A 23,719-nucleotide genomic window follows, 5' to 3' on the forward strand; every position below is an offset into this window, starting at 1 on the left:
CGATCGCTCGCGCCGGGCTTTTCATTTTGCCGTCAGGCAAGGATCAGGTCTTGGCGTGCAAGTCCGTTCCCAGCGTATCCCTGACAAAGATCGTACCGATGACCAGCGAAATCGCCGCAATCACCACCGGATACCAGAGGCCGTAATAGATATCGCCGCTGTAGGCGCTGAGCGCGAACACCGTCGCCGGCAGCAGGCCGCCGAACCAGCCATTGCCGATGTGATAGGGCAACGACATGCCGGTATAGCGGATGCGGGTCGGGAACATTTCTACCAGGATCGCGGCGATCGGTCCGTAGACCATGGTCACGTAAATGACCAGGATGAACAGGACGCCGATGACCTTTGCCCAGTTGACCTGTTCAGGGTCGGCAAACATCGCAAAGGCGCCTGCCGCCGGGACGCTGTAGACGGTGATCTCGGGCACCGCCGCGGCCTCATCGGCCGTCAGCAGCTTGTCCTTGACCGCCCGGTCGGCCGCAACCGTCGTCTTGTCGCCGGCGCGGATTGCGGCGGCGTCAAGCTTCAGTTCCGGATTGGCCGCAACAAAAGCGTCAAGCTTCTGGTCGGCGACCTTGGCCGCAGCACGCTTCAGCGGATAGCCGCCGTCCCGCAATGCAATGTTGATTGCCTTCTTGAACGCGGCGTCGCTTGAAGTTGCCTTGTCTGCGGCTGCCACGGCATCATAGGACGCCACCGTTGCGGTGCCGATCTTGACACTGGCCGCAGTCCCCGGCGCCGCTGTCGTGACAATGTCATAGGGCACCGAGCTCTTGGCGAGGAAGTCCGTCGCAATATCGCACGACGTCAGAGGCTTGCGCGTTCCGGTCGGATTGAACTGGAACTTGCAGTCGCCAGGCGCAGCGGTAATCGTGGCACGGGTGTTTTGCTGTGCGGTGGCGAGCGCCGGATTGGCTGCCCAGGTCAGTGCCTTGAACAACGGGAAGGTGGTGACGATCGCCAGCGCCAGGCCCGCCATGATAATCGGCTTGCGGCCGATCTTGTCGGAGAGCCAGCCGAACACGACGAAGAAGATCGTGCCGAGCGCCAGCGCGATGGCGATCATGATGTTGACCGACTGGCCGTCGACCTTGAGCACGTTCTGCAGGAAAAACAGCGCGTAGAATTGGCCGTTGTACCAAACCACGGCCTGGCCGGCGGTAAGGCCGAAAAGCGCCAAAATGGCGATCTTGGCATTCTTCCACTGTCCGAAGGCTTCCGTAAGCGGCGCCTTGGAGCCCTTGCCCTCGTCCTTCATGCGCTGGAAGGTCGGCGATTCGGCAAGCGACAGGCGAATCCAGACCGATATGCCGAGCAGAATGGCTGAGAGCAGGAATGGAACGCGCCAGCCCCAGGCCTCGAAATCCTCCTTGCTCAGCGAATTCTGCACGATAAGGATGACGACCAGCGACAGGAACAGGCCAAGTGTCGCCGTCGTCTGGATCCACGATGTGTAGAAGCCGCGGCGGTCGTCGGGCGCATGCTCGGCCACATAGGTCGCCGCACCGCCATATTCACCGCCGAGCGCCAGGCCCTGCAGCATGCGCAGCGCAATCAGGATAATGGGTGCTGCAATGCCCCAGCTTGCCGAACCAGGCAGCAGGCCGACCAGGAAAGTCGACAGGCCCATGATCATGATGGTGACGAGAAAGGTGTATTTGCGACCAACGAGATCGCCGATGCGGCCAAACACCAGCGCGCCGAACGGGCGCACGAGGAAGCCAGCGGCGAAAACCAGCAGCGTGAAGATGTTGCGCGTCGCTTCCGGATACGAGTTGAAGAATGTCGAGCCGATCGCGGCCGCCAATGCGCCGTAGAGATAGAAATCGTACCATTCGAAAACGGTGCCGAGCGAGGAAGCGAAGATGACTTTCTTCTCTTCCCGCGTCATTCCGCGGCTTGCTCTGCCGGCGGTCGCTGCCATTGCCATGAATTCGGTCCTCCCGTGACATCTCGCTGTGCTCGACGCTGCGCGGTGTCGTGCTCTGGGCACGAACTCGGGCAGCTATCGCGGCGAAGAAGTGACAGAAAGCGCCGCCCAGAGGCAGCCCGCCTTTGGGATTATGACTTTGGTCCAATGCATCGGCCCGAACATCGGAATCGATGTTCGGAAAGCACGATGCATAGATTCAAAGTGTTAGAGCGTATTTTGCACGTCCAACTGGAACGCACGTCGCTCTAATAAGGCAAGGCGAAACGAATGAGGGCGGCGATTGCCGTCAGCCCTTGAGCGCCTCGAGGAGACCGACGGCGGCCATCATGTCGCGCTTGCGGTGGGCACGGCGGGCGACGGCTTCCGCGTCATGGCCCCAGTGCTCGGCCTGCCAGTCCTCGTCGACATGGCCGGCGGCCCAGGCTGCCTCGCCGTCGATCTCGCCGAAATCGACGGCCAGCGCCAGCAGTGCCGATCCCGTCAACGAGGTCATGACGTGGATGGCGGCAAGCCGGAGCGGGTCGGCACGCTGGGCAAGATGAACGCCGAGCACCGCGATGCTCTCGCGCGGCTGCTCGACATGGATCACCCCTTCGGCGAGGTGAAACCGGGCGCCGAGCGCGCTCCGCGCCCAATCGATGACGGGATCCCAATATTCGTTCTGCCGATCGACGAGCCCTCGGGGGGCGTCGGCGCGATAGCAGAGCAGGTCTGACGAGGCAAAGCGCAGGATGTCTTCCAAAACCGCCTGCGGGTCGCTGGCAACGCCGTCGATGGCCGTGTTGACCAGACGCATGACCGGCATCGTCATCGGGTCGATCGTCTCGCCTTGCGCGGCGAACTCGCCGGCGACCAGAGCGGCGGCTTTTTCGGTCGGCAGGATCAGAAACGCCTTGCCCGGCGTACGGACCGGCTTGCCATCGAGATGAACCGCAAAACCAGCTTCGGCCGGTGCGACCGAGACGGTTTTGTAGAAGCGTTTCGGCAGGTGCGTCTTCATCTGGATCTGGGCACGGCGTACCGGATCCGGATCGGAAAGCTGCTTTCCCGCTTCGAGGTCGTTGAGAATATCGCGCATGCCGGAGCCTTTCATCCGGGGATCTGTTTTCGGGCCGGCCGATTCACAATGATCAGACCGGCTGCGATGAGGCCGAGTGCCAGGAAAATACGGATGGTCAGCGGCTCGTTCAAGAAGATGGCGCCGCACAGAACGCCGAACACCGGCGAAAGAAAGGTGAAGCTCGACAGGCCCGATGCCGGATAGCGCCGCAGCAACCAGAACCAGAGCACATAGGTGAAGGCGACGATGTAGACCGCCTGGAAAAGCAAGGCCAAGGTCGGCAAAGCGGCGAAGTCGCGGACGGGCGGCCCGGCGAAAGGCAGCACCAAGGCGCCGACCATCGCAGCGCCCGCCAGTTGGTAGAGCAGCAACTTCTCGGCGCTCGTTTCCGCCAGTTTCGTGCGCTTGATGACGATGTAGGTCAAGGCCCACAGAATGCCGGCGCCGAGACTGAGCAGATCACCAATCAGGGTCGCACCGTTATCGGCGCTCAACTGGTCGGAGAACACCGCGACCAGGCCGGCGAAAGCGAGCAGAAGGCCGACGAGCCGGCGCGCGGTGATGCGTTCGTTGAGCAGGAAATGCCCGCCGACCAGCACCCAGAACGGCATGGTGTTGACCAGCAAGGTGTTGCGCGCGACGGTCGTCTGTTCGAGCCCGACATAGAGAAACAGGAACTCGAGACCAAAGAGCGCGCCTGCCAGAATGCCGGCGACAAGGGTTCCGTCGCGGCTGAAAAGCGCAATGCCGCGCCAGCGGCACCAGACGAGAACACACAGCCCGCCGATGACCGACCGCGCGGTCGACAGGAAAACGGGATCGTAGCCGGCATAGGAGATCTTGGCGGCGACGTAGTTCAGCCCCCAGGAAAAGGTCAAGCCGACCATGATGGCGGCGGCGGCCATGTCGACCCTGTCGCGGCGGTCGAGCGTATCGGTGGCCATGCCCACTGGACCTAGTCCTCCGCGCTGGCGTCGTCGAAGCCGATCAGGTTCCAGCTCTGGCGCATATGCGGCGGCATCGGTGCGGTGACGTCGATAAAACCCTTGTCGGGATGCGGGATGACGATGCGGCGCGCGTGCAGATGCAAGCGGTTCTGCATGCCGCCGGGAAAATCCCAATTGGTGTCGGCCTCGAAATATTTGGGATCGCCGATGATCGGGCAGCCGATGTGAGCGGCATGGACGCGAAGCTGGTGGGTGCGGCCGGTATAAGGCTCCATCTCCAGCCAGGACAGGGTCTGCGCCGCCTGCTCGACGATTCGGTAATAAGACACCGCGTGGTCGGCGCCCTTTTCGCCATGCTTGGCGACGCGCACCCGGTCGCCGTCGGGCGTCGGTTCCTTGATCAGCCAGGTCGAGATCTTGTCCTCGCGCTTCGGCGGCACGCCCTTGACCAGCGCCCAATAGGTCTTCTTGGTCTCACGCGCCCGGAACGCCTCGGCAAGCTTCATGGCGGCGAGCCTGGTGCGGGCGACGACCAGCACGCCTGACGTGTCGCGGTCGAGCCGGTGCACCAGACGCGGTTTCTCGCCCTTCTGGCTGCGCCAGGCTTCCAGCATGTCGTCGACATTGCGGGTGACACCTGAGCCACCCTGGACGGCGAGGCCGGCCGGCTTGTTGAAGACAAACACTTTCGGATCTTCATGGATCAGCATCTTGGCCAGAACGTCGGCGTCGCCCTGGTTGCGGATCGAGTGACCGGTGAGCGGGCTCTCGCCCTTCTTGTCCACTTCGAGCGGTGGGATGCGAACCATCTGGCCCGGCTCGACGCGGGTATCGGCCTTCACCCTGCCGCCATCGACACGGATCTGGCCGGAGCGCAGCAGTTTTTGCAGATGGCCGAAGCCAAGACCCGGAAAATGGGTCTTGAACCAGCGGTCGAGCCGCATGCCCGCCTCGCCGGCCTCCACCGTGATCTGTTCTACGCCTGCCATTGTCTCGTTTTTACCCGTTTCTAGCGCATGACCTGAAATCGATCTTCGGAAAGGGTCATGCGCAAATCAAAAAAGCTGCAGCGTCCTTGGCGCGCCCTGAGAGGCACGCGGCGCTGCAAGCGGGGGCAATAGCATTAAGGCAGGCTTCTTGCGAGCCAAAGACCCAGAAACAGGGCAATGATCGCGCCAATGAGGCTGGCAAGGGCGTATCCGAACGCCGGCAGCGTCGCGCCGCGCTCCCACAGCGTCGCGAAATCGAGCGAAAAGGCGGAGAACGTGGTGAAGCCGCCGAGGATGCCGGTGGCGACGAACAGCCGAAGCTCGTTCGATCCGCCGTAGCGCCGCGCCAGGGTCGTGATGAACAGGCCCATGGCAAACGAGCCGACAATGTTGATCGCCATCGTGCCCCAGGGAAAACTCGGGCCGACAAGACGCAGCGCAACGAAATTGACGACGTGGCGGAGCCCGGCACCAATAGCGCCGCCCGCAGCAACGAGGAGGAGATTGATCATCGCCGTTTACTGCCCTTGCAGGGTGGCTCGGTCAATCCCTGCCCCTGAGCGGGAAAGTAGGCGCGAGCCTACTTTTTCCGCTCGCCGCGCAGCTTCGCCCAATAGTCGAGCCGCTTCCTGATATCACGCTCGAACCCGCGTTCGGGCGGATCATAGAATTTACGGCGGCCCATCTTTTCCGGAAAATAATCCTGTCCGGAAAAAGCGTCCGGCTCGTCGTGGTCGTAACGGTAGCCGGCGCCGTAATCTTCTTCCTTCATCAGCTTGGTCGGGGCGTTGAGGATGTGTTTGGGCGGCAGCAATGAGCCGAACTCCTTAGCCGCCTGTGTGGCGGCCTTGAAGGCGGTGTAGACGGCGTTGGATTTGGGCGCGCTGGCGAGATAGACCGTGGCCTCGGCGAAGGCGAGTTCGCCCTCTGGCGAGCCCAGATAGTCGTAGGCATCCTTGGCGGCATTGGCGACGACCAGCGCCTGCGGGTCTGCCAGCCCGATATCCTCCATCGCCATGCGCACCAGGCGGCGGCCGAGATAGAGCGGGTCCTCGCCGGCATCGAACATGCGGGCGAGATAATAGAGGGCGGCGTCGGGGTCGGAGCCGCGTACCGATTTGTGCAGCGCCGAGATCAGATTGTAATGGCCGTCCTGGCCCTTGTCGTAGATCGGCGCGCGGCGCTGGACGATGCGCAGCAGGCCCTCGGCGCTGAACACCTCGCCTGACTTGGCGGCGCGCCAGACCTCTTCGGCCAGCGTCAGCGCCGCACGACCATCGCCATCGCTCATGCGGACGAGCATCGCCCTCGCCTCGTCGTCGAGCGGCAGCGCCCTGCCCTCGGTCTCCTCGGCACGCGCCAGCAGTTTTGCGATGCTGTCCTCACCGAGCGAATGAAAGACCAGCACGCGCGCGCGGGACAGTAGCGCCGCATTCAGCTCGAAGGAGGGGTTTTCGGTGGTGGCGCCAACCAACACGACGGTGCCGTCTTCCATGACAGGCAGAAAACTGTCCTGCTGGGCGCGGTTGAAGCGATGGATCTCGTCGACGAAGAGCAGCGTCTGACGGCCGTTGGTGCGGCGCAGCTTCGCCGCCTCGAACACTCTCTTCAGGTCGGCGACTCCGGAAAACACCGCCGATATCTGTTGGAACGCAAGGCTGGTTTCGCCGGCAAGCAGCCGCGCGACCGTGGTCTTGCCCGTCCCGGGCGGCCCCCAGAAGATCATCGAGCCGAGCGAGCCGGAGCCGATCAGCCGCGTCAGCGCGCCGTCGGGTCCGGTCAGATGCTCCTGGCCGACGACCTCGCTGAGGTTCTGCGGGCGCAGCCGGTCGGCCAGCGGCCTGCCGGGCGGCGCCTTTTCCGGTTCATCGACACTGAACAGATCGGCCATGCACGTCTTTTCATTGGAGCGCGATCTCGTCCGAAGGATCGACGCTCGGGCTTAGTAACGCAACACCTGGCGCAGTATCTGCCCGCCGCGCTCGACGGTAAAGCGCCACCAGCGCGTCTCCTGCATGGCTGCCTGTTCCAGGGTCGCGGCGGTATCGATGGTCAAGCCGTTGACCTCGCGAACGATGTCGCCCGGCTGGAAGCCGAAACCGGCTGCGGGCGAACCGCGATTGATGTCGATCACGGTAACACCCTTGACATCCGTGCGAATGCCGAGCCGCTGGGCGAGCCGCGGCGACAGTTCCGCAACCTTGGCGCCGGAGAACGGGCTGCGACCGCGCAGCGTCACCTCCGCGAGTTTCGCACCTTCCGGCGCACGCTCCAGCGCGATGTCCATCGCCGCTTGCTGCCCTTTGCTCAGAACGGCGAAGCTGGCATTGGTGCCGATCGACAGTGTCGCCATCCGGTAATCCAGCGCCTCAATGCTCTCGACCGGCGTGCCATTGAGCGACAGCACGACGTCACCGGCCTTGAGCCCCGCCTTGGCCGCCGGCCCGGCTTCGTCGATGGACGAAACCAGTGCCCCGGTCGGCGTCTCGAGACCGAGCGATTCGGCGATTTGCGGCGTCACGCGCTCGAATTCGGCGCCGATATACGGCCTCTCGAAGAAGTCGCGCCCGGCCTTGGCCGCATCGGCAAACGCGCGAACCATATTGGAGGGAATAGCAAAGCCGATGCCGATCGAGCCGCCGCTGCGGCTGTAGATCGCCGTGTTGATGCCGACCAGTTGGCCACCCATGTTGATCAGCGCACCGCCGGAATTGCCGGGATTGATCGCAGCGTCGGTCTGGATGAAGAAACTGGAATCGGAAACGCCGATGTGGCTGCGGGCGAGTGCCGAAACGATGCCGCTGGTGGTGGTCTGGCCGACACCGAAGGGGTTGCCGATGGCCAACAACAGGTCGCCGACCTCGAGCGCGTCGGAATCGCCGATGGCGACGACCGGAAATGGCTTGTCGGCGGAGATCTTGAGCACGGCGAGGTCAAGCGTCTCGTCCTTGAGCAGCACCTTGCTGTCGAATTCACGCCCGTCCGCGGTGGCGACCTTGACCTGATCGGCGTCCTTGATGACGTGGAAATTGGTGACCACTATGCCTGTCGGGTCGACCAGCACGCCGGAGCCGAGCGAAGACTGCGCACGCGGCTGCGAACGGCCGAAGAACTCTTCGAAGAACGGATCGCCGTCGAAGGGCGACCTCAGCCTGGCCGTTTGCGAGGCATAGACATTGACCACGGCCGGCGCCGTCTGCTTGACCAGCGGCGCAAACGACAGTTGCATCTCCTCGCGGCCGAACGGCACGCGCTTGTCTGGACCGGAGGTGGCATTTTCGCCTTCGGCGCCGCGCAACATGTCGGTCAGCACGTCGGACAGACCGGGATCGGCCTTGGTGTCCTGAGCCAGCGCCTGCCTGGCGGCCGGCACGACTGCCGCCGCCATCAAGGCGCAGAGTAGAACAAGGGACAGCCGTTTTACGCGCATTCCGAATCCTCCGGGGTCGGGCGCCATTGTCCCGACGATTGTGCAAAATGAAAGGCTAAGTCGATGTAATCGAATTATTCTCGAGGAAAAGACATGGGCTTAAGTCAAGACAGTCCCCGCAATGCTCCCTACCGCTTCCAGAACGCACAAAAGGGCCCGCAGGCCCTTTTGAACTCCTTGAGGGAAAACCGAAGCTTATGCGGCTGCGGCTTCCTCGTCAGTGCCTTCTGCCTCGATGCGGGCACGGTCGCCGGCGCCCTTGGCCGAGGTGTCGCGATCGACGAACTCGATGACCGCCATGGCGGCATTGTCGCCGTGGCGGAAGCCCGCCTTCATGATGCGCAGATAGCCGCCGTTGCGGGTGGCGTAGCGCGGCGCGATCGTGTCGAACAGGCGCTTGACGACGCCTTCATTGCCGATCTGGGCAATCACCTGGCGGCGGGCATGCAGGTCGCCGCGCTTGCCGAGCGTCACCAGCTTCTCGACGATCGGACGCAGATCCTTCGCCTTCGGCAAGGTGGTGAGTATCTGCTCATGCTCGATGAGCGACACGGCAAGATTGGCAAACATCGACTTGCGGTGGCTTATGCTGCGGGCGAACCGGCGGCCTTTAAATCCGTGGCGCATGGCTCTTCTCCTGGTGTTGTGGGCGGTTGGCCCGGCTGTTTCGTTTTGTGAATGGTCAATAGTGAATGGTGAATGGAAGGGCTCTACCTCTCCGAAGTCGCCGACCGACGACCATTCACCATTTCACCATTCTCAATTCACCGGTCAGTATTGATCTTCGTAACGCTTGGCGAGGTCTTCGATGTTTTCCGGCGGCCAATCCGGCACTTCCATGCCGAGGTGCAGGCCCATCGCCGCCAGGACTTCCTTGATCTCGTTCAGCGACTTGCGACCGAAGTTCGGGGTGCGCAGCATCTCGGCTTCGGTCTTCTGGATCAAGTCGCCGATATAGACGATGTTGTCATTCTTCAGGCAGTTGGCCGAACGCACCGAAAGCTCGAGTTCGTCGACCTTCTTGAGCAGCGCCGGGTTGAAGGCAAGCTCGGTCACCTGCTCGGCGGCGACTTCCTTCTGCGGCTCGTCGAAATTGACGAACAGGCCAAGCTGGTCCTGCAGGATGCGGGCGGCGAAAGCCACCGCGTCCTCGCCCGAGATCGAACCGTCGGTGTCGATCGTCATGGTCAGCTTGTCGTAGTCGAGAACCTGGCCCTCGCGGGTGTTCTCGACCTTGTAGGAGACCTTCTTGACCGGCGAGTAGAGGCTGTCGACCGGGATGAGGCCGATCGGCGCGTCTTCGGCGCGATTGCGGTCGGCCGGCACGTAGCCCTTGCCGGTATCGACGGTGAACTCCATGCGGATTTCAGCGCCCTCGTCCAGCGTGCAGATGACGTGGTCGGGATTGAGGATCTCGACGTCGCCGACCGTCTGGATGTCGCCGGCCAGAACAGCGCCCGGTCCCTGCTTGCGCACGACCATGCGCTTGGGGCCGTCGCCTTCCATGCGGATGGCGATTTCCTTGATATTCAGGACGATGTCTGTCACGTCCTCGCGCACGCCGGCGATCGACGAGAATTCATGCAGAACGCCGTCGATCTGCACGGCGGTCACAGCCGCGCCACGCAGCGAAGACAGAAGCACGCGACGCAGCGCATTGCCGAGGGTCAGACCAAAGCCGCGCTCGAGCGGCTCGGCGACCAGCGTGGTCAGCGTCTTCTTCTTCGAAGAGAACTCGATCTTGTTCGGCTTGATCAGTTCCTGCCAATTTTTCTGGATCATGATGCTTTCCTTCCGTTGACCCGCCACCATCCAATCGTGGCGGGCGACCTGGAATGCCGTGGAGGAACGCTAATGGCGTTCGCGCGGCGTTCGGTAATTTTTTCCCTCAAGCGCGTAGCGCTTCAGGTCTCTGTTTTTATGCATGTCGTTGCCCAAAACCGCTGCGCGTTTTGGGCAACAGGCATTAGACGCGGCGCTTCTTGCGCGGGCGGCAGCCATTGTGCGGGATCGGCGTCACGTCACGGATCGAGGTGATGGTGAAGCCGGCTGCCTGCAATGCGCGCAGCGCCGATTCACGACCCGAGCCGGGTCCGCAGACCTCGACCTCAAGCATGCGCATGCCGTGTTCCTGGGCCTTCTTGGCAACGTCCTCGGCAGCCATCTGGGCGGCGAACGGGGTCGACTTGCGAGATCCCTTGAAGCCCTGGGCTCCCGCCGACGACCAGGCAATCGAATTGCCCTGCGCGTCGGTGATGGTGATCATCGTGTTGTTGAAGGTCGAGTTGACGTGGGCAACGCCCGACGAGATATTCTTGCGTTCGCGACGGCGAACACGTGTGGCTTCCTTGGCCATGATGGTCCTTTCAGTTGATCTCTACACCGCCGTAATGCCAGCGGCTCCACCTTCGTAAGGGAGTAGGGGAATAGGGCAGTAAGGGAGTAGGGAAACGCGCAATCCAATTGGCGGCTGTTCCCTACTGGCCTTACTCCCCTACTCCCTTATTCCCCTAAATTACTTCTTTTTGCCGGCGATCGACTTGGCCGGGCCCTTGCGGGTGCGCGCATTGGTATGCGTGCGCTGGCCGCGAACCGGCAGCGAGCGGCGATGACGCAGGCCGCGGTAGCAGCCGAGGTCCATGAGCCGCTTGATGTTCATCGACACTTCGCGGCGCAGATCGCCCTCGACCTGGTAGTCACGGTCGATCGTCTCGCGGATCTGCAGCACTTCCGCGTCGGTCAGCTGGTTGACGCGGCGCTCGGCCGGGATGCCGACCTTGTCGACGATCTCCTGGGCGAAGCTCTTGCCAATGCCGTGAATGTACTGAAGCGCAATGACGACGCGCTTGTTGGTCGGAATGTTGACGCCGGCTATACGAGCCATGTTCTTCTCTTCTCCATGTGGGCCGGACAAGCCGGCACTGTCAAAGTTGCCCCGCGTCCGGTGGAGGCCGGCCCATGCGGGAGTTTCCAGTTCAAAGCGGCTGCCTTGCCCTTGCGGGCAAGCAAGCCTCATGCCTGATAGGAAGACGGGCCGCCATACCCCAGCGAACCGCTCCAGTCAAGCGCAATCGTTTATTTTCCGTTCGCAGACCGTTGGGCCGCCGCTGGGGTCGCAGCCGTGAGCACCGCTTCGATCTGCCGCGTCACCGCATCGATGTCCGCCATGCCGTCGACACCTCTCAGCTTGCCCTTGGCATAGTAATAGCCGATCAGCGGCGACGTCTTCTTGTAGTACTCCTTCAGGCGCTCTTCGAACACCGCCGGATTGTCGTCCTTGCGCACCGGCAGACCCGCGGCCTTGGCCTCTTCGGCGCGCTTGCCGATTCGGCCAACCAGCGCCTTGTCGTCGACGACAAGTTCGATGACGGCGTCGAGAGTGAGGCGGCGAGCCGAGAGCATCGATTCAACCGCGTCCGCCTGCACCAGGGTTCGCGGATATCCGTCAAGGATGAATCCCCTTGCGCAATCGGCCTGATCGATACGCTCGGCGACGATAGCGTTGACGATGGCGTCGGAAACCAGTTCGCCAGCGTCCATCACCGCCTTGGCCCGTTTGCCGACTTCGGTGCCGGCCTGGACAGCAGCGCGCAGCATATCGCCCGTCGAGAGTTGGGGAATGCCGTATTTTTCTACCAGTCTTTGTGCTTGCGTCCCCTTGCCCGCCCCTGGCGGCCCAAGCAATATCAACCTCATCTGGCTTTCTTCCCCCCGCGCAGCTTCGACTTCTTGATCAGGCCCTCATACTGGTGCGCGATCAGGTGACCCTGAATTTGCGCCACCGTGTCGAGCGTTACACTGACCACGATCAGAAGCGATGTGCCACCGAGGTAGAATGGTACGCCAGTCGCTGAAATCAGGAACTCGGGCAGCAGACACACCAGCACCAGATAAATGGCGCCGACGACAGTTATGCGGGTAAGGACATAGTCGATGTAATCCGCGGTGCGCTCGCCCGGACGGTAGCCCGGAATGAAACCCGAATGCTTCTTGAGCTGGTCGGCGGTGTCCTTCGGGTTGAAGACGATCGCCGTATAGAAGAAGGCGAAAAACACGATCATCGCCGCATAGAACGCCATGTAGAGCGGCTGGCCATGGCCGAGTGCCGCCAGGACGGTGCTGGCCCAGGCTGGCATGTTGGTCGTCTGCGAGAAGCCGGCGACCGTCGCCGGCAGCAACAGCAGCGAAGACGCGAAGATCGGCGGAATGACGCCGGCCGTGTTGAGCTTGAGCGGCAGATGCGAGGTGTCGCCCTGGAACATGCGGTTGCCGACCTGGCGCTTGGGATACTGGATCAGCAAGCGCCGCTGGGCGCGCTCAAAGAACACGATCAGCGCGATGACGACGACGGCCAGAACGATGATCGCCAGGATCAGGCCGGTCGACAGCGCGCCGGTGCGGCCAAGTTCCAGCGTACCGGAGATGGCTTGCGGCAGGCCGGCGACGATGCCGGCAAAGATGATCAGCGAAATGCCGTTGCCGATGCCGCGGGCGGTGATCTGCTCGCCGAGCCACATCAGGAACATGGTGCCGCCGACCAGCGTGATGACGGTTGAGATGCGGAAGAACATGCCGGGATCGCTGACGATGCCGCTGCCGCCTTCCAGTCCGACCGCAATGCCGTAGGCCTGGACCAGCGCCAAGAGCACGGTGCCGTAGCGGGTATACTGGTTGATGACCTTGCGGCCCTGCTCGCCTTCCTTCTTCAGCGCCTCCAGTGACGGGATCACGGAGGTCATCAGCTGCATGATGATGGAAGCGGAGATATAGGGCATGATGCCGAGGGCAAAGATCGCCATGCGCTCGACGGCGCCGCCGGCGAACATGTTGAACATGCCAAGCACGCCCTTGCTCTGCGACGAGAAGGCCTGGGCGAAAGCGTCGGGATTGATACCGGGCAGCGGGATATAGGTGCCGAGGCGGTAGACCAGCAGCGCGCCAACGGTGAACCAGATGCGCTTCTTCAGATCCTCCGCCTTGGCGAAGGCCGAGAAATTCAGATTCGAGGCTAGTTGTTCAGCAGCCGAAGCCATGCCTGATTCTCCGCTTGGTCACGCTCGATGGCCCGCAACTCAGGCGGCGCGTGTCACCGAAGCTCACGAGATAAGCTCCGGACTGCAAACATGCAAGCGGCCGCGTTGACGCGGCCGCCATATTGAGCAGATCAAAGCGCAATCAAAAGCGAAACGTGTCCCGCTCTGCCGATCGCGCTTCAAATCGCCGTTACTCGGCTGCTGCCTTTTCCGGCAGCTTTACCGAACCGCCGGCCTTTTCGATCTTCTCGATGGCAGCCTTGGAGGCGCCAGCCACGTCGAAGGCAAGCTTCGACTTGATCTCGCCGTCGGAGAGAATGCGCACGCCGTCCTTGACGCGGCGGATGACGCCGGCCGCGACCAGCGCTTCGGCGGTCACGGTCGTCTTGGCGTCGAGCTTCTTGGCATCGAGCGCGGCCTGGATGCGGGCCAGCGACACGACGGTAAAGCTCTTGGCGAAGATGTTGTTGAAGCCGCGCTTCGGCAGACGCCGGTAGAGCGGCATCTGGCCACCCTCGAAGCCGTTGACGGCGACGCCGGAGCGCGCCTTCTGGCCCTTGACGCCGCGACCGGCGGTCTTGCCCGAGCCGGAGCCGATGCCGCGGCCGAGACGCTTCCTGGAATGCGTCGCGCCGTCCTTGTCACGCAGATCGTTGAGTTTCATCTGAGTTCTCCTGCGCTCTGGTTCAGCCCTCGTCCACGACGCGGACGAGATGCTGGACGGCAGCGATCATGCCGCGCACGGAGGGGGTGTCCTCCAGCGTGCGCTGCTTGTGCATCTTGTTGAGGCCGAGGCCGACCAGCGTCGCGCGCTGCTCCTTCGGCCGGCGGATCGGCGAACCGATCTGCTCGACGGTGATGGTCTTGGTTGCTTTCTTGGCCATGGTCAATATCCCTGGTCAGCGTCGACTATTCTTCGGCCGCAACGGCGGTGCCGCGGCGGGCCTGAAGGGTCGAATACTTGATGCCGCGCGCGGCAGCCACATCCTTGGGATGCATCTGGCTCTTCAGCGCGTCGAAGGTGGCGCGAACCATGTTGTAGGGGTTCGACGAACCCATCGACTTGGCGACCACGTCATGCATGCCGAGCGTCTCGAAGACGGCGCGCATCGGGCCGCCGGCGATGATGCCGGTACCCTGCTTGGCAGCGCGCAGCAGAACGCGTCCGGCACCCCAGCGTCCTTCGACGTCGTGATGCAGCGTACGGCCCGAGCGCAGCGGCACGAAGATCATGTCGCGCTTGGCCGATTCGGTCGCCTTGCGGATCGCCTCTGGCACTTCGCGCGCCTTGCCGTGACCAAAGCCGACACGGCCCTTCTGGTCGCCGACGACGACGAGTGCTGCAAAGCCGAAGCGCCGGCCGCCCTTGACGACCTTGGCGACGCGGTTGATGTGGACGAGCTTGTCCACCATGCCGTCGTCGCGCTCTTCGCGATCACGGCCGCGGCCGCCATCCCTACGTTCCTGTGCCATATCCTGTTCCTTGTTTTTTTCCGGAAGCACGGTTGATGATGATATCCGGTTCCCTCTGTGGGTTGCCGGGAGCGAAACTCATTTTTCCCTTCGCATGATCTTATCCGAAAAGTCTGCAACTTATTGCTGCGCTGACCTCCGGTTCGGGATCATGCTTTAGAAGCTCAAGCCACCTTCACGGGCGGCCTCGGCCAGCGCCTTGACGCGGCCGTGATAGATGTACGGTCCGCGGTCGAAGACGACTTCCTTGACGCCGGCTTTCGAAGCGCGCTCGGCAATCAGCTTGCCGATTGCCACAGCGGCGGCAGTGTCGGCACCGGTCTTGAGCGAACCCTTGAGGTCCTTCTCCAGCGTCGAGGCGGCAGCGATGGTGTGGCCCTTGGCGTCGTCGATGACCTGGACGTAGATGTTCTTCGACGTGCGGTGGACCGAAAGACGCGGACGCTCGCCAGCGACCTTCTTGATCTGGCGGCGGACGCGCTGAGCGCGGCGTTGGGTGGAGTCTTTCGAGCCCATGATATCAGTTCCTTGCCTTCAAAAAACGGGGGCAATCCTGTGCGGTAGACAAGCCTCCCGCGACCGCTCCCCGCGGCGTTGATTTGCAGTGAATGGTGAATGGAAAAATGGTGAAAGGTAGAAACCAGGTGCCGCCCGGCTCCTGCCCATCCTACTGCCATTTTACCATTCACCATTCACCATTGACGAAATTACTTCTTCTTGCCTTCCTTGCGGACGATCTTCTCGCCAGCGTAACGAACGCCCTTGCCCTTGTACGGCTCAGGACCGCGATATTCGCGGATCTCGGCAGCGACCTGACCGACCTTCTGCTTGTCGATGCCGGTCACGGTGATTTCCGTCGGCTTCGGCACGGTGATGGTGATGTCCTGCGGCGTTTCGTAGACGACGTCATGGCTGAAGCCGAGCGCCAGCTGCAGGTTCTTGCCCTGCATGGCGGCGCGATAGCCGACGCCGGTGATCTCGAGCTTCTTTTCGAAACCGTCCTTGACGCCCTGCAGGATGTTGACGATCTGCGTGCGCGACATGCCCCATTTGGAACGGGCGGTCTTGGTCTGGTCGCGTGGCTGGACAGCGATCTCGCTGCCTTCCATCTTGACCAGCACTTCGTCGTTGACCACGAACTTCAGCTCACCCTTGGGGCCCTTCGCCGTGACGGTCTGGCCGTCGACGGTCGCGGTCACGCCCTGCGGCAGCGAAACGGGTTTCTTTCCAATACGAGACATTTTGTTGTCCTCGTCACTTCTCTTGTTTCAGGTCTCTGTTTCGAGCGTGATCTTGTCCGAATCCAGGTTCCACTTTTCACTGCGTGGTTCGGTTCGGGATCGCGCTCCAGATCAGAAGATCTGGCAGAGGATTTCCCCGCCGACATTCTGTTCACGCGCTTCGTGGTCGGCCATCACGCCCTTTGGCGTCGAAAGGATGGCGATGCCGAGGCCGTTGGCGACGTGCGGGATCGACTTCGCCGAAACGTAAACGCGACGGCCCGGCTTCGAGACGCGGGCGATTTCGCGCACCACCGGCGCACCGTCGAAATACTTCAGCTCGATCTCGATTTCGGACTTGCCGTTGTCGAAGTCGGTCTGGCTGTAGTCGCGGATATAGCCTTCCGCCTTCAGCACGTCGAGGACGCGGGTGCGCAGGCGCGAGGCCGGCGTCGAAACGCTCGACTTCTTGCGGCCATAGGCGTTGCGGATGCGGGTCAGCATATCGCCGAGAGGATCGCTCAATGACATGTTATGTCCTCCTTACCAGCTCGACTTGACCAGGCCCGGGATCTGGCCGTTATTGCCGAGATCACGAAGCGCGATGCGCGATACTTTGAGCTTGCGATAGTAGGCACGCGGACGTCCGGTGACTTCGCAGCGGTTGCGGATGCGGATCTTGGCCGAGTTGCGCGGCAGTGCCGCAAGCTTCAGCTGAGCGCGGAAGCGCTCTTCCATCGGCTTGGACTGATCCATGATGATCGCCTTGAGGACCTTACGCTTGGCAGCGTACTGGTCCACAAGCTTGCGGCGCCTGTTGTTCTTCTCGACTGAGCTGGTCTTTGCCATTTCAGATTTTTCCTTTTCTCGCTGCCGTTACTGGCGGAAGGGGAAGTTGAAGGCCTTGAGCAATGCCCTGGCTTCGTCATCCGTCTTCGCAGTCGTACAAACGATGACGTCCATGCCCCAGATCTGATCAACCTTGTCGTAGTTGATCTCCGGGAACACGATGTGTTCCTTGATGCCCATGGCATAGTTGCCACGGCCATCGAAGCTCTTCGGATTGAGTCCGCGGAAGTCGCGGACGCGCGGCAGCGCGATGTTCACGAGGCGGTCAAGGAACTCGTACATGCGTTCCTTGCGCAGCGTGACCTTGGCGCCGATCGGCATCTTTTCGCGGACCTTGAAGCCGGCGATCGAGTTGCGCGCGTGCGTGACGACGGCCTTCTGGCCGGCGATCAGCGCAAGATCTTCCGCCGCGATCGAAGGCTTCTTCGAATCGCCGGTCGCTTCGCCGACGCCCATGTTCAGCACGATCTTGTCGATGCGCGGAACCTGCATCTCGTTCTCGTAGCCGAACTGCTCCTGCAGCGCCTTGCGGATGGTCTCGTTGTAGACCTGCTTGAGGCGCGGCGTGTTCTGGGCAGTCGCCTGCTTGGTTTGAGCCTTAGCCATTGATGACTTCTCCCGAGCGCTTGGCGACGCGCACCTTCTTACCGTCCTTCTGGAAGATGAAGCCGACACGGGTCGGCTTGCCATCCTTGGGGTCGGCCAGCGCGATGTTCGACAGCTGGATCGGCGCTTCCTTGGTGATGATCCCGCCCTCTTGGGACTGGGACTGCTTCTGGTGACGACGGATCATGTTGACGCCGCGCACCAGCGCGGTGTCTTCCTTCGGCTGTACCGAGAGGACTTCGCCCGAACGGCCCTTGTCCTTGCCGGCCAGCACGACGACCTTGTCGCCTTTTCTAATCTTCTGCATTGGTCCGGCTCCTTACAGCACTTCAGGCGCGAGCGAGATGATCTTCATGTGGTTCTTGGCGCGGAGTTCGCGCGGAACCGGTCCGAAGATACGCGTGCCGATCGGCTCTTTCTTGTTGTCGACGAGAACGGCCGCGTTCTTGTCGAAACGGATCACGCTGCCGTCCGGGCGGCGGATGTCCTTGGCCGTGCGAACCACGACCGCCTTCATCACATCGCCCTTCTTGACGCGGCCGCGCGGGATGGCTTCCTTGATCGACACCACGATGATGTCGCCCACGGAAGCGTATTTCCGCTTCGAGCCGCCCAGCACCTTGATGCACATGACACGACGGGCGCCGGAATTATCCGCGACGTCGAGGTTTGTTTGCATCTGAATCATGACTGGCCGCCTTCTTCTCTTCTAACGGGACGGGCGCAAAGCCCCTCCCCGGTCTGTCCAAAATTCGTTGTTTACGCCTGGTCCGAAGATACGACGGTCCAGCGCTTGTCCTTGGAAATCGGCTTCGATTCCTGGATGAACACCTGATCGCCGACCTTGTGGGCGTTGTTCTCGTCGTGCGCCTTGTACTTCTTGGTCATGCGCACGGTCTTCTTCATCACGGGATGCGTGAAGCGCCGTTCGACCTTAACAACAACCGTCTTCTCGTTTTTGTCGCTGACGACGGTGCCCTGCAGAATGCGCTTTGGCATGGTTTTCGTCCTTAAGCCTTCTTAGCCGCGGACTTTTCCGCAGCGATGGTCTTGATACGCGCAATGTCCTTGCGGACCTGCCTCACGCGCGCGGTCTTCTCGAGCTGGCCGGTGGCCTTCTGGAAGCGCAGGTTGAACTGCTCCTTCTTCAGGCTGGCCAATTCGTCGGTCAGCTGGTCCTGGGTCTTGGTCCGGATGTCTTCGGCTTTCATGATCAGCCCGTCCTTATTCTGCGATGCGCTGTACGAAGCGCGTCCTGACCGAGAGCTTGGCCGCGCCGAGACGCAGCGCCTCACGGGCGGTTTCCTCATTGACGCCGTCGATCTCGAACATGATCCGGCCGGGCTTGACGCGCGCCGCCCAGTAATCGACCGCGCCCTTGCCCTTGCCCATGCGGACTTCGGTCGGCTTCGACGTCACCGGCACGTCCGGAAAGATACGGATCCAGACACGGCCGGCGCGCTTCATCTCGCGGGTGATCGCGCGGCGGGCTGCCTCGATCTCACGCGCAGTGACGCGGTTCGGCTCAAGCGCCTTCAGCCCGAAACCGCCGAAATCCAGATTGGTGCCACCCTTGGCGGCACCATGGATACGACCCTTGAACTGCTTGCGGAACTTTGTGCGCTTTGGCTGCAGCATCGTTCTAACTCCAAATTCTCAACTGTCTCAGGCGTTTTCGCGACGGCGACCGCGTTCGCGCTCACCACCACCGCCATGCGCATGATCGCCCTCGGTGGCGCGGCGCTCCGAAGCCATCGGGTCGTGCTCGAGGATCTCGCCCTTGAACACCCAGACCTTGACGCCGCAGATGCCGTAGGCGGTGTGGGCTTCGGCCGTGCCGTAGTCGACGTCGGCGCGCAGCGTATGCAGCGGCACGCGACCTTCGCGATACCATTCCATGCGCGCGATCTCGGCGCCGCCGAGACGGCCGGCGCAGTTGATGCGGATGCCTTCGGCACCGAGGCGCATCGCCGACTGCACGGCGCGCTTCATGGCGCGGCGGAACGCGATACGGCGCTCGAGTTGCTGGGCGATCGACTGGGCGACCAGCGTCGCGTCGATCTCGGGCTTACGCACTTCGACGATGTTCAAATGCGTCTCGGACTTCGTCATCTCCATCAGCTTCCTGCGAAGCTTCTCGATGTCAGCGCCCTTCTTGCCGATGATCAGGCCCGGACGCGCCGCATGGATGGTGACGCGGCACTTCTTGTGCGGACGCTCGATCACGACCTTCGAAATCGCAGCCTGCTTGAGTTCCTTCTCAAGATACTTGCGGATCTTGATGTCCTCATGCAGCAGCTTGCCGTACTCGCCGGTGTTGGCGAACCAGCGCGAATCCCAGGTGCGGTTGATGCCGAGACGCAGACCGATCGGATTGATTTTCTGGCCCATTATGCGGCCTCCACTTTTTCTTCGACTTCACGAACGACGATCGTGAGGTGCGAGAACGGCTTCTCGATACGGCTGGCGCGGCCACGGCCACGGGCATGGAACCGCTTCATGACGATCGACTTGCCGACATAGGCTTCCGCCACAATCAGCGCATCGACGTCGAGGTCGTGATTGTTTTCCGCGTTGGCGATCGCCGATTCCAGCGTCTTCTTGACCGTGCCGGAAATCCGCTTGGCCGAGAATTCGAGATCGGAAAGCGCTGTCGCGACCTTCTTGCCGCGGATCAGCGCGGCAACCAGGTTCAGCTTCTGCGGGCTGATACGGATCGTGCGCAACACGGCGCGCGCTTCGTTGTCAGCAAGCCTGCGCGGAGCTTTGGCCTTGCCCATGATTATTTCCTCTTCGCCTTCTTATCCGCGCCGTGACCGTAATAGGTCCGGGTCGGAGCGAATTCACCGAACTTGTGACCGACCATGTCCTCGTTCACCGAAACGGGAACGTGCTTCTGGCCGTTGTAGACACCGAAGGTGAAGCCGACGAACTGCGGCAGGATGGTGGAGCGACGGCTCCACATCTTGATCACCTCATTGCGACCACCTTCACGAACCTTGTCCACCTTCTTGAGAAGGTAGCCGTCGATGAAGGGGCCTTTCCAAATCGAACGAGTCACTTGGCGTTACCTCTTCTTAGCTCTTGCGCTGATGGCGCGAGCGCAGGATGAACTTGTCGGTCGCCTTATTGGACCGCGTCTTCTTGCCCTTGGTCGGCTTGCCCCAAGGCGAAACCGGATGGCGGCCACCCGAGGTGCGGCCTTCGCCGCCGCCGTGCGGATGGTCGACCGGGTTCATGGTCACGCCGCGATTGTGCGGACGTTTTCCCCGCCACACCGTGCGGCCTGCCTTGCCGTCATTGATGTTGCCGTGGTCCGGGTTGGACACGGCGCCGACAGTGGCCATGCACGAGCCGTGGACGACACGCTGCTCGCCGGAGTTGAGGCGCAGGATCGCCATGCCCTGGTCACGGCCGACGAGCTGGGCATAACCGCCAGCCGAACGGGCAACCTGGGCGCCCTTGCCCGGCTTCAGCTCGATGTTGTGGACGATCGTGCCGACCGGCATCGAGGCCAGCGGCATCGCATTGCCCGGCTTCACGTCGACCGCTTCGCCGGCCACGATCTTGTCGCCGGCAGCAAGGCGCTGCGGAGCGATGATGTAGGACAGCTCGCCATCGTCATACTTGATCAGCGCGATGAAGGCGCTGCGGTTCGGATCGTATTCGATACGCTCGACTGTGCCGACAATGTCGAACTTGCGGCGCTTGAAGTCGATGATGCGGTACGTACGCTTGTGACCGCCGCCAATGAAGCGGGCCGTGATGCGGCCGTAATTGTTGCGGCCGCCCGATTTGGTCAGGCCCTGGGTCAGGCCCTTGACGGGCTTGCCCTTGTAGAGGCCCGAGCGGTCGACGATGACCAGCTGGCGGGTGCTCGGCGTTATCGGGTTGAATTTTTTCAGTGCCATGTCTGTTGTCCTCGCGGTCTTGCTCAGAGACCCGTCGCGACGTCGATCGACTGGCCGTCGGCCAGCGTCACAATCGCCTTCTTGACGTCGCTCTGGCGGCCGATCGTGCCGCGGAAGCGCTTGATCTTGCCCTTGCGGACAAGCGTGTTCACGGCCATCACCTTGACGCCGAACAGCGCTTCGACGGCAGCCTTGATTTCCGGCTTCGACGCCTTCTTGGCGACGTTGAAGACGACCTGGTTCTGCTCGGAAGCCATGGTCGACTTTTCGGTGATCGCCGGCGAGACGATCACGTCGTAGTGACGAAGGTCGGTCATTTGAAGCGCTCCTCGAGAGCCTCGACGGCGGCCTTCGAAAGGACCAGCGTGCCGCGGCGCAGAATGTCGTAGACGTTGATGCCCTGGATGGGCAGCACGTCGATGTTCGGGATGTTCGTCGCCGCCAGCTTAAAATTCTTGTCGAGCTCGGCGCCGCCGATCAGCAGGGCGTTGGACAGGCCCAGCGTCGCGAAATTCGCGATCAGCGCCTTGGTCTTGGCCTCGGTCAGCATCAATTCATCAATGATGATGAGCGAGGCGCTCTTGGCCTTGGCCGAGAGAGCATGCTTGAGGCCCAGCGCACGCACCTTCTTCGGCAAATCGTGCTCGTGGCTGCGGACGACCGGGCCGTGGGCCTTGCCGCCGCCGCGGAACTGCGGAGCGCGTGCCGAATGGTGACGGGCGCGGCCCGTACCCTTCTGCTTGTACATCTTGGCGCCGGTGCGGGCGATCTCGGCGCGACCCTTGGTCTTGTGCGTGCCCTGCTGCTTCTTGGCAAGCTGCCAGCGCACGACGCGCTGCAGGATGTCCTCGCGCGGATCAAGGCCGAAAATCTCCTCGGAGAGTTTCACCTTGCCGGCGTCCTTGCCGCCAAGCGTTGTGATCTTGAGGTCCATTATTCCGCTCCCTCTGTGGCCGGGGCATCTGCTGTGGCCGGGGCATCGTTCTTGGCGCCATCATTGGTTGCAATGGCGCGGATTGCGGCGGGCTTCGGCGCATTGGCCGGCAGCGCAACCTTGGCTGCGTCACGGACCAGGATCCAGGCGCCCTTCGAACCGGGAACCGCGCCGCGGATCAGGATCAGACCGCGATCGGCATCGGTCGAGACGACCTCGACATTCTGCGTGGTGACGCGGGTGTCACCCATGTGGCCGGCCATATGCTTGCCCTTGAACACCTTGCCCGGGTCCTGGCGCTGCCCGGTCGAGCCGTGCGTACGGTGCGAGACCGAGTTGCCGTGGGTCGCGCGGCCGCCGCCCATGTGGTGGCGCTTGATGACGCCCTGGAAACCCTTGCCGATCGTGGTTCCCGTCACATCGACCTTCTGGCCGACGACGAAATGATCGACGGTAATCTCGGCGCCGACATCGATCATGTTGTCGGCGGAGACGCGGAACTCGGCAACCTTGGCCTTCGGCTCGACGGAAGCGGTCGCGAAATGGCCGCGCATCGCCTTCGACGTGTTCTTCACCTTGGCAAGGCCAACGCCGAGCTGGACGGCGGTATAGCCGTTCTTCTCCTGCGTGCGCTGCGCCACGACCTGGCAGTTCTCCATCTGGAGAACGGTGACGGGAACATGTTCCCCGGCATCGTTGTAGATGCGGGTCATTCCCACCTTCTTTGCAATCACACCTGAACGCATCGGTTCATTCCTTTAGAGTTCCCTGTCGGGGCTTTCGCCCCTCCACGCCTCTTGTTCCTTCAGAGTTCCCTGTCGGGGCTGTCGCCCCTCCACGCCTCTTGTTCCTTCAGAGTTCCGAGTCGCCCCGCCGCTCTGGTTCCTTAGAGCTTGATCTCGACGTCGACACCGGCGGCAAGATCGAGCTTCATCAAAGCGTCGACCGTCTGCGGGGTCGGATCGACAATGTCGAGCAGACGCTTGTGCGTGCGCATCTCGAACTGCTCGCGGCTCTTCTTGTCGACGTGAGGCGACCGGTTGACCGTGAACTTTTCGATCCGCGTCGGCAGCGGAATGGGGCCGCGGACGTTGGCGCCGGTGCGCTTGGCCGTCGACACGATTTCCCGCGTCGAGGCGTCAAGCACCCGGTGATCAAACGCCTTCAGGCGGATGCGGATATTCTGTCCGTTCATGCGTCACTTCCTTGTTCTGGCGCGGCGCGGGCAGCGCCCGCGACAGATCGGTTTAAGTCCAAATTACTCTTTGATGGTGACGACGATGCCGGCACCGACGGTGCGGCCGCCTTCACGGATGGCGAAGCGCAGCTTCTCT

At 62.3% G+C, this 23,719-nt stretch carries 35 protein-coding genes; all 35 read right to left on the reverse strand.

Translation table 11 applies throughout. From position 1 onward, the window contains the following. Positions 1–43: 43 nt before the first annotated feature. On the reverse strand, positions 44–1,930 hold the full coding sequence (locus AC0L18_RS22145) for an MFS transporter (protein WP_473494210.1): 1,887 nt from the start codon (positions 1,928–1,930) through the stop codon (positions 44–46). Positions 1,931–2,219: 289 nt separating this feature from the next. Beyond that, the gene (locus AC0L18_RS22150) at positions 2,220–3,011 is read right to left on the reverse strand and encodes an ATP12 family chaperone protein (protein WP_473494211.1); all 792 of its coding nucleotides are present in this window, start codon (positions 3,009–3,011) and stop codon (positions 2,220–2,222) included. A gap of 11 nt (positions 3,012–3,022) precedes the next feature. Further along, a complete protein-coding gene (locus AC0L18_RS22155) occupies positions 3,023–3,937 on the reverse strand; it encodes a DMT family transporter (RefSeq protein WP_473494217.1) in 915 nt (304 codons plus the stop codon). Between the two features lie 11 nt (positions 3,938–3,948). Then, on the reverse strand, positions 3,949–4,929 hold the full coding sequence (locus tag AC0L18_RS22160; RefSeq protein WP_473494212.1) for an RluA family pseudouridine synthase: 981 nt from the start codon (positions 4,927–4,929) through the stop codon (positions 3,949–3,951). Between the two features lie 134 nt (positions 4,930–5,063). Beyond that, on the reverse strand, positions 5,064–5,441 hold the full coding sequence (gene crcB, locus AC0L18_RS22165; RefSeq protein WP_128169094.1) for a fluoride efflux transporter CrcB: 378 nt from the start codon (positions 5,439–5,441) through the stop codon (positions 5,064–5,066). A gap of 68 nt (positions 5,442–5,509) precedes the next feature. Next, positions 5,510–6,820, reverse strand: coding sequence for a replication-associated recombination protein A (locus AC0L18_RS22170; RefSeq protein ID WP_473494213.1), 1,311 nt, complete (start codon positions 6,818–6,820; stop codon positions 5,510–5,512). A 51-nt stretch (positions 6,821–6,871) separates the two neighbouring features. Continuing rightward, complete coding sequence (locus AC0L18_RS22175; RefSeq protein ID WP_473494214.1) at positions 6,872–8,359, reverse strand: DegQ family serine endoprotease; 1,488 nt, start codon at positions 8,357–8,359, stop codon at positions 6,872–6,874. Between the two features lie 195 nt (positions 8,360–8,554). Then, positions 8,555–8,986 carry a 50S ribosomal protein L17 gene (rplQ, locus tag AC0L18_RS22180; protein ID WP_023799277.1) on the reverse strand — a complete coding sequence of 144 codons (432 nt, stop codon included), beginning with the start codon at positions 8,984–8,986 and terminating at the stop codon, positions 8,555–8,557. Positions 8,987–9,130: 144 nt separating this feature from the next. Next, entirely contained in the window at positions 9,131–10,141 is a 1,011-nt protein-coding gene (locus AC0L18_RS22185; RefSeq protein WP_023799278.1) for a DNA-directed RNA polymerase subunit alpha, read from the reverse strand. Positions 10,142–10,325: 184 nt separating this feature from the next. Beyond that, positions 10,326–10,715, reverse strand: a complete 390-nt coding sequence (rpsK, locus tag AC0L18_RS22190) for a 30S ribosomal protein S11 (RefSeq protein ID WP_023799279.1) — start codon at positions 10,713–10,715, stop codon at positions 10,326–10,328. Between the two features lie 159 nt (positions 10,716–10,874). Beyond that, positions 10,875–11,243 carry a 30S ribosomal protein S13 gene (gene rpsM, locus AC0L18_RS22195; RefSeq protein ID WP_023799280.1) on the reverse strand — a complete coding sequence of 123 codons (369 nt, stop codon included), beginning with the start codon at positions 11,241–11,243 and terminating at the stop codon, positions 10,875–10,877. A 191-nt stretch (positions 11,244–11,434) separates the two neighbouring features. After that, on the reverse strand, positions 11,435–12,055 hold the full coding sequence (locus tag AC0L18_RS22200; protein WP_287176086.1) for an adenylate kinase: 621 nt from the start codon (positions 12,053–12,055) through the stop codon (positions 11,435–11,437). Further along, positions 12,052–13,392: a preprotein translocase subunit SecY gene (gene secY / locus AC0L18_RS22205; RefSeq protein WP_091591192.1), complete on the reverse strand. Its 1,341-nt coding sequence runs from the start codon at positions 13,390–13,392 to the stop codon at positions 12,052–12,054. The genes AC0L18_RS22200 and secY overlap by 4 nt, the downstream gene beginning before the upstream one ends. 190 nt (positions 13,393–13,582) lie before the next feature. Continuing rightward, on the reverse strand, positions 13,583–14,056 hold the full coding sequence (gene rplO / locus AC0L18_RS22210) for a 50S ribosomal protein L15 (RefSeq protein WP_091591193.1): 474 nt from the start codon (positions 14,054–14,056) through the stop codon (positions 13,583–13,585). 22 nt (positions 14,057–14,078) lie between these two features. After that, on the reverse strand, positions 14,079–14,276 hold the full coding sequence (gene rpmD / locus AC0L18_RS22215; protein ID WP_006205449.1) for a 50S ribosomal protein L30: 198 nt from the start codon (positions 14,274–14,276) through the stop codon (positions 14,079–14,081). Positions 14,277–14,301: 25 nt separating this feature from the next. Continuing rightward, positions 14,302–14,865, reverse strand: a complete 564-nt coding sequence (gene rpsE, locus AC0L18_RS22220; protein WP_006333394.1) for a 30S ribosomal protein S5 — start codon at positions 14,863–14,865, stop codon at positions 14,302–14,304. A 156-nt stretch (positions 14,866–15,021) separates the two neighbouring features. Beyond that, positions 15,022–15,381 (reverse strand): 50S ribosomal protein L18, encoded by a 360-nt coding sequence (gene rplR / locus AC0L18_RS22225; RefSeq protein WP_023799284.1) that lies wholly within the window; start codon positions 15,379–15,381, stop codon positions 15,022–15,024. 191 nt (positions 15,382–15,572) lie between these two features. Then, positions 15,573–16,106 carry a 50S ribosomal protein L6 gene (gene rplF / locus AC0L18_RS22230; RefSeq protein WP_023799285.1) on the reverse strand — a complete coding sequence of 178 codons (534 nt, stop codon included), beginning with the start codon at positions 16,104–16,106 and terminating at the stop codon, positions 15,573–15,575. Between the two features lie 111 nt (positions 16,107–16,217). Then, on the reverse strand, positions 16,218–16,616 hold the full coding sequence (gene rpsH, locus AC0L18_RS22235; protein WP_006205453.1) for a 30S ribosomal protein S8: 399 nt from the start codon (positions 16,614–16,616) through the stop codon (positions 16,218–16,220). A gap of 12 nt (positions 16,617–16,628) precedes the next feature. Beyond that, positions 16,629–16,934 (reverse strand): 30S ribosomal protein S14, encoded by a 306-nt coding sequence (gene rpsN, locus AC0L18_RS22240; protein ID WP_023799286.1) that lies wholly within the window; start codon positions 16,932–16,934, stop codon positions 16,629–16,631. A 27-nt stretch (positions 16,935–16,961) separates the two neighbouring features. Continuing rightward, the gene (gene rplE / locus AC0L18_RS22245) at positions 16,962–17,540 is read right to left on the reverse strand and encodes a 50S ribosomal protein L5 (RefSeq protein ID WP_023799287.1); all 579 of its coding nucleotides are present in this window, start codon (positions 17,538–17,540) and stop codon (positions 16,962–16,964) included. Beyond that, positions 17,533–17,847, reverse strand: coding sequence for a 50S ribosomal protein L24 (gene rplX / locus AC0L18_RS22250; RefSeq protein ID WP_013531428.1), 315 nt, complete (start codon positions 17,845–17,847; stop codon positions 17,533–17,535). The genes rplE and rplX overlap by 8 nt, the downstream gene beginning before the upstream one ends. Positions 17,848–17,859: 12 nt before the next feature. Then, a complete protein-coding gene (rplN, locus tag AC0L18_RS22255; RefSeq protein ID WP_006205457.1) occupies positions 17,860–18,228 on the reverse strand; it encodes a 50S ribosomal protein L14 in 369 nt (122 codons plus the stop codon). 71 nt (positions 18,229–18,299) lie between these two features. Beyond that, positions 18,300–18,539 carry a 30S ribosomal protein S17 gene (gene rpsQ / locus AC0L18_RS22260; RefSeq protein WP_023799288.1) on the reverse strand — a complete coding sequence of 80 codons (240 nt, stop codon included), beginning with the start codon at positions 18,537–18,539 and terminating at the stop codon, positions 18,300–18,302. An 11-nt stretch (positions 18,540–18,550) separates the two neighbouring features. Further along, positions 18,551–18,751, reverse strand: a complete 201-nt coding sequence (gene rpmC / locus AC0L18_RS22265) for a 50S ribosomal protein L29 (protein WP_023799289.1) — start codon at positions 18,749–18,751, stop codon at positions 18,551–18,553. 13 nt (positions 18,752–18,764) lie between these two features. Beyond that, the gene (gene rplP / locus AC0L18_RS22270) at positions 18,765–19,178 is read right to left on the reverse strand and encodes a 50S ribosomal protein L16 (protein WP_023799290.1); all 414 of its coding nucleotides are present in this window, start codon (positions 19,176–19,178) and stop codon (positions 18,765–18,767) included. A gap of 27 nt (positions 19,179–19,205) precedes the next feature. Continuing rightward, positions 19,206–19,931: a 30S ribosomal protein S3 gene (gene rpsC / locus AC0L18_RS22275; RefSeq protein WP_023799291.1), complete on the reverse strand. Its 726-nt coding sequence runs from the start codon at positions 19,929–19,931 to the stop codon at positions 19,206–19,208. Beyond that, complete coding sequence (gene rplV / locus AC0L18_RS22280) at positions 19,931–20,320, reverse strand: 50S ribosomal protein L22 (RefSeq protein ID WP_023799292.1); 390 nt, start codon at positions 20,318–20,320, stop codon at positions 19,931–19,933. The genes rpsC and rplV overlap by 1 nt, the downstream gene beginning before the upstream one ends. 2 nt (positions 20,321–20,322) lie before the next feature. Then, on the reverse strand, positions 20,323–20,601 hold the full coding sequence (gene rpsS, locus AC0L18_RS22285) for a 30S ribosomal protein S19 (protein WP_006205463.1): 279 nt from the start codon (positions 20,599–20,601) through the stop codon (positions 20,323–20,325). Positions 20,602–20,617: 16 nt separating this feature from the next. Further along, positions 20,618–21,451 (reverse strand): 50S ribosomal protein L2, encoded by an 834-nt coding sequence (gene rplB / locus AC0L18_RS22290; RefSeq protein WP_027154041.1) that lies wholly within the window; start codon positions 21,449–21,451, stop codon positions 20,618–20,620. Between the two features lie 23 nt (positions 21,452–21,474). Further along, complete coding sequence (locus AC0L18_RS22295) at positions 21,475–21,768, reverse strand: 50S ribosomal protein L23 (protein WP_010909275.1); 294 nt, start codon at positions 21,766–21,768, stop codon at positions 21,475–21,477. Then, positions 21,765–22,385 carry a 50S ribosomal protein L4 gene (gene rplD / locus AC0L18_RS22300; protein ID WP_027154042.1) on the reverse strand — a complete coding sequence of 207 codons (621 nt, stop codon included), beginning with the start codon at positions 22,383–22,385 and terminating at the stop codon, positions 21,765–21,767. Before rplD ends, AC0L18_RS22295 begins: the two co-directional genes overlap by 4 nt. Further along, a complete protein-coding gene (gene rplC / locus AC0L18_RS22305) occupies positions 22,385–23,131 on the reverse strand; it encodes a 50S ribosomal protein L3 (protein ID WP_287248043.1) in 747 nt (248 codons plus the stop codon). The genes rplD and rplC overlap by 1 nt, the downstream gene beginning before the upstream one ends. A 140-nt stretch (positions 23,132–23,271) precedes the next feature. After that, positions 23,272–23,580 (reverse strand): 30S ribosomal protein S10, encoded by a 309-nt coding sequence (gene rpsJ / locus AC0L18_RS22310; protein ID WP_006205468.1) that lies wholly within the window; start codon positions 23,578–23,580, stop codon positions 23,272–23,274. A 63-nt stretch (positions 23,581–23,643) separates the two neighbouring features. Then, positions 23,644–23,719 (reverse strand): EF-Tu C-terminal domain-related protein (locus AC0L18_RS22315; RefSeq protein WP_454589835.1); only part of this gene is annotated, 76 nt, incomplete at its 5' end.

Source organism: Mesorhizobium sp. WSM4819, assembly GCF_055811215.1.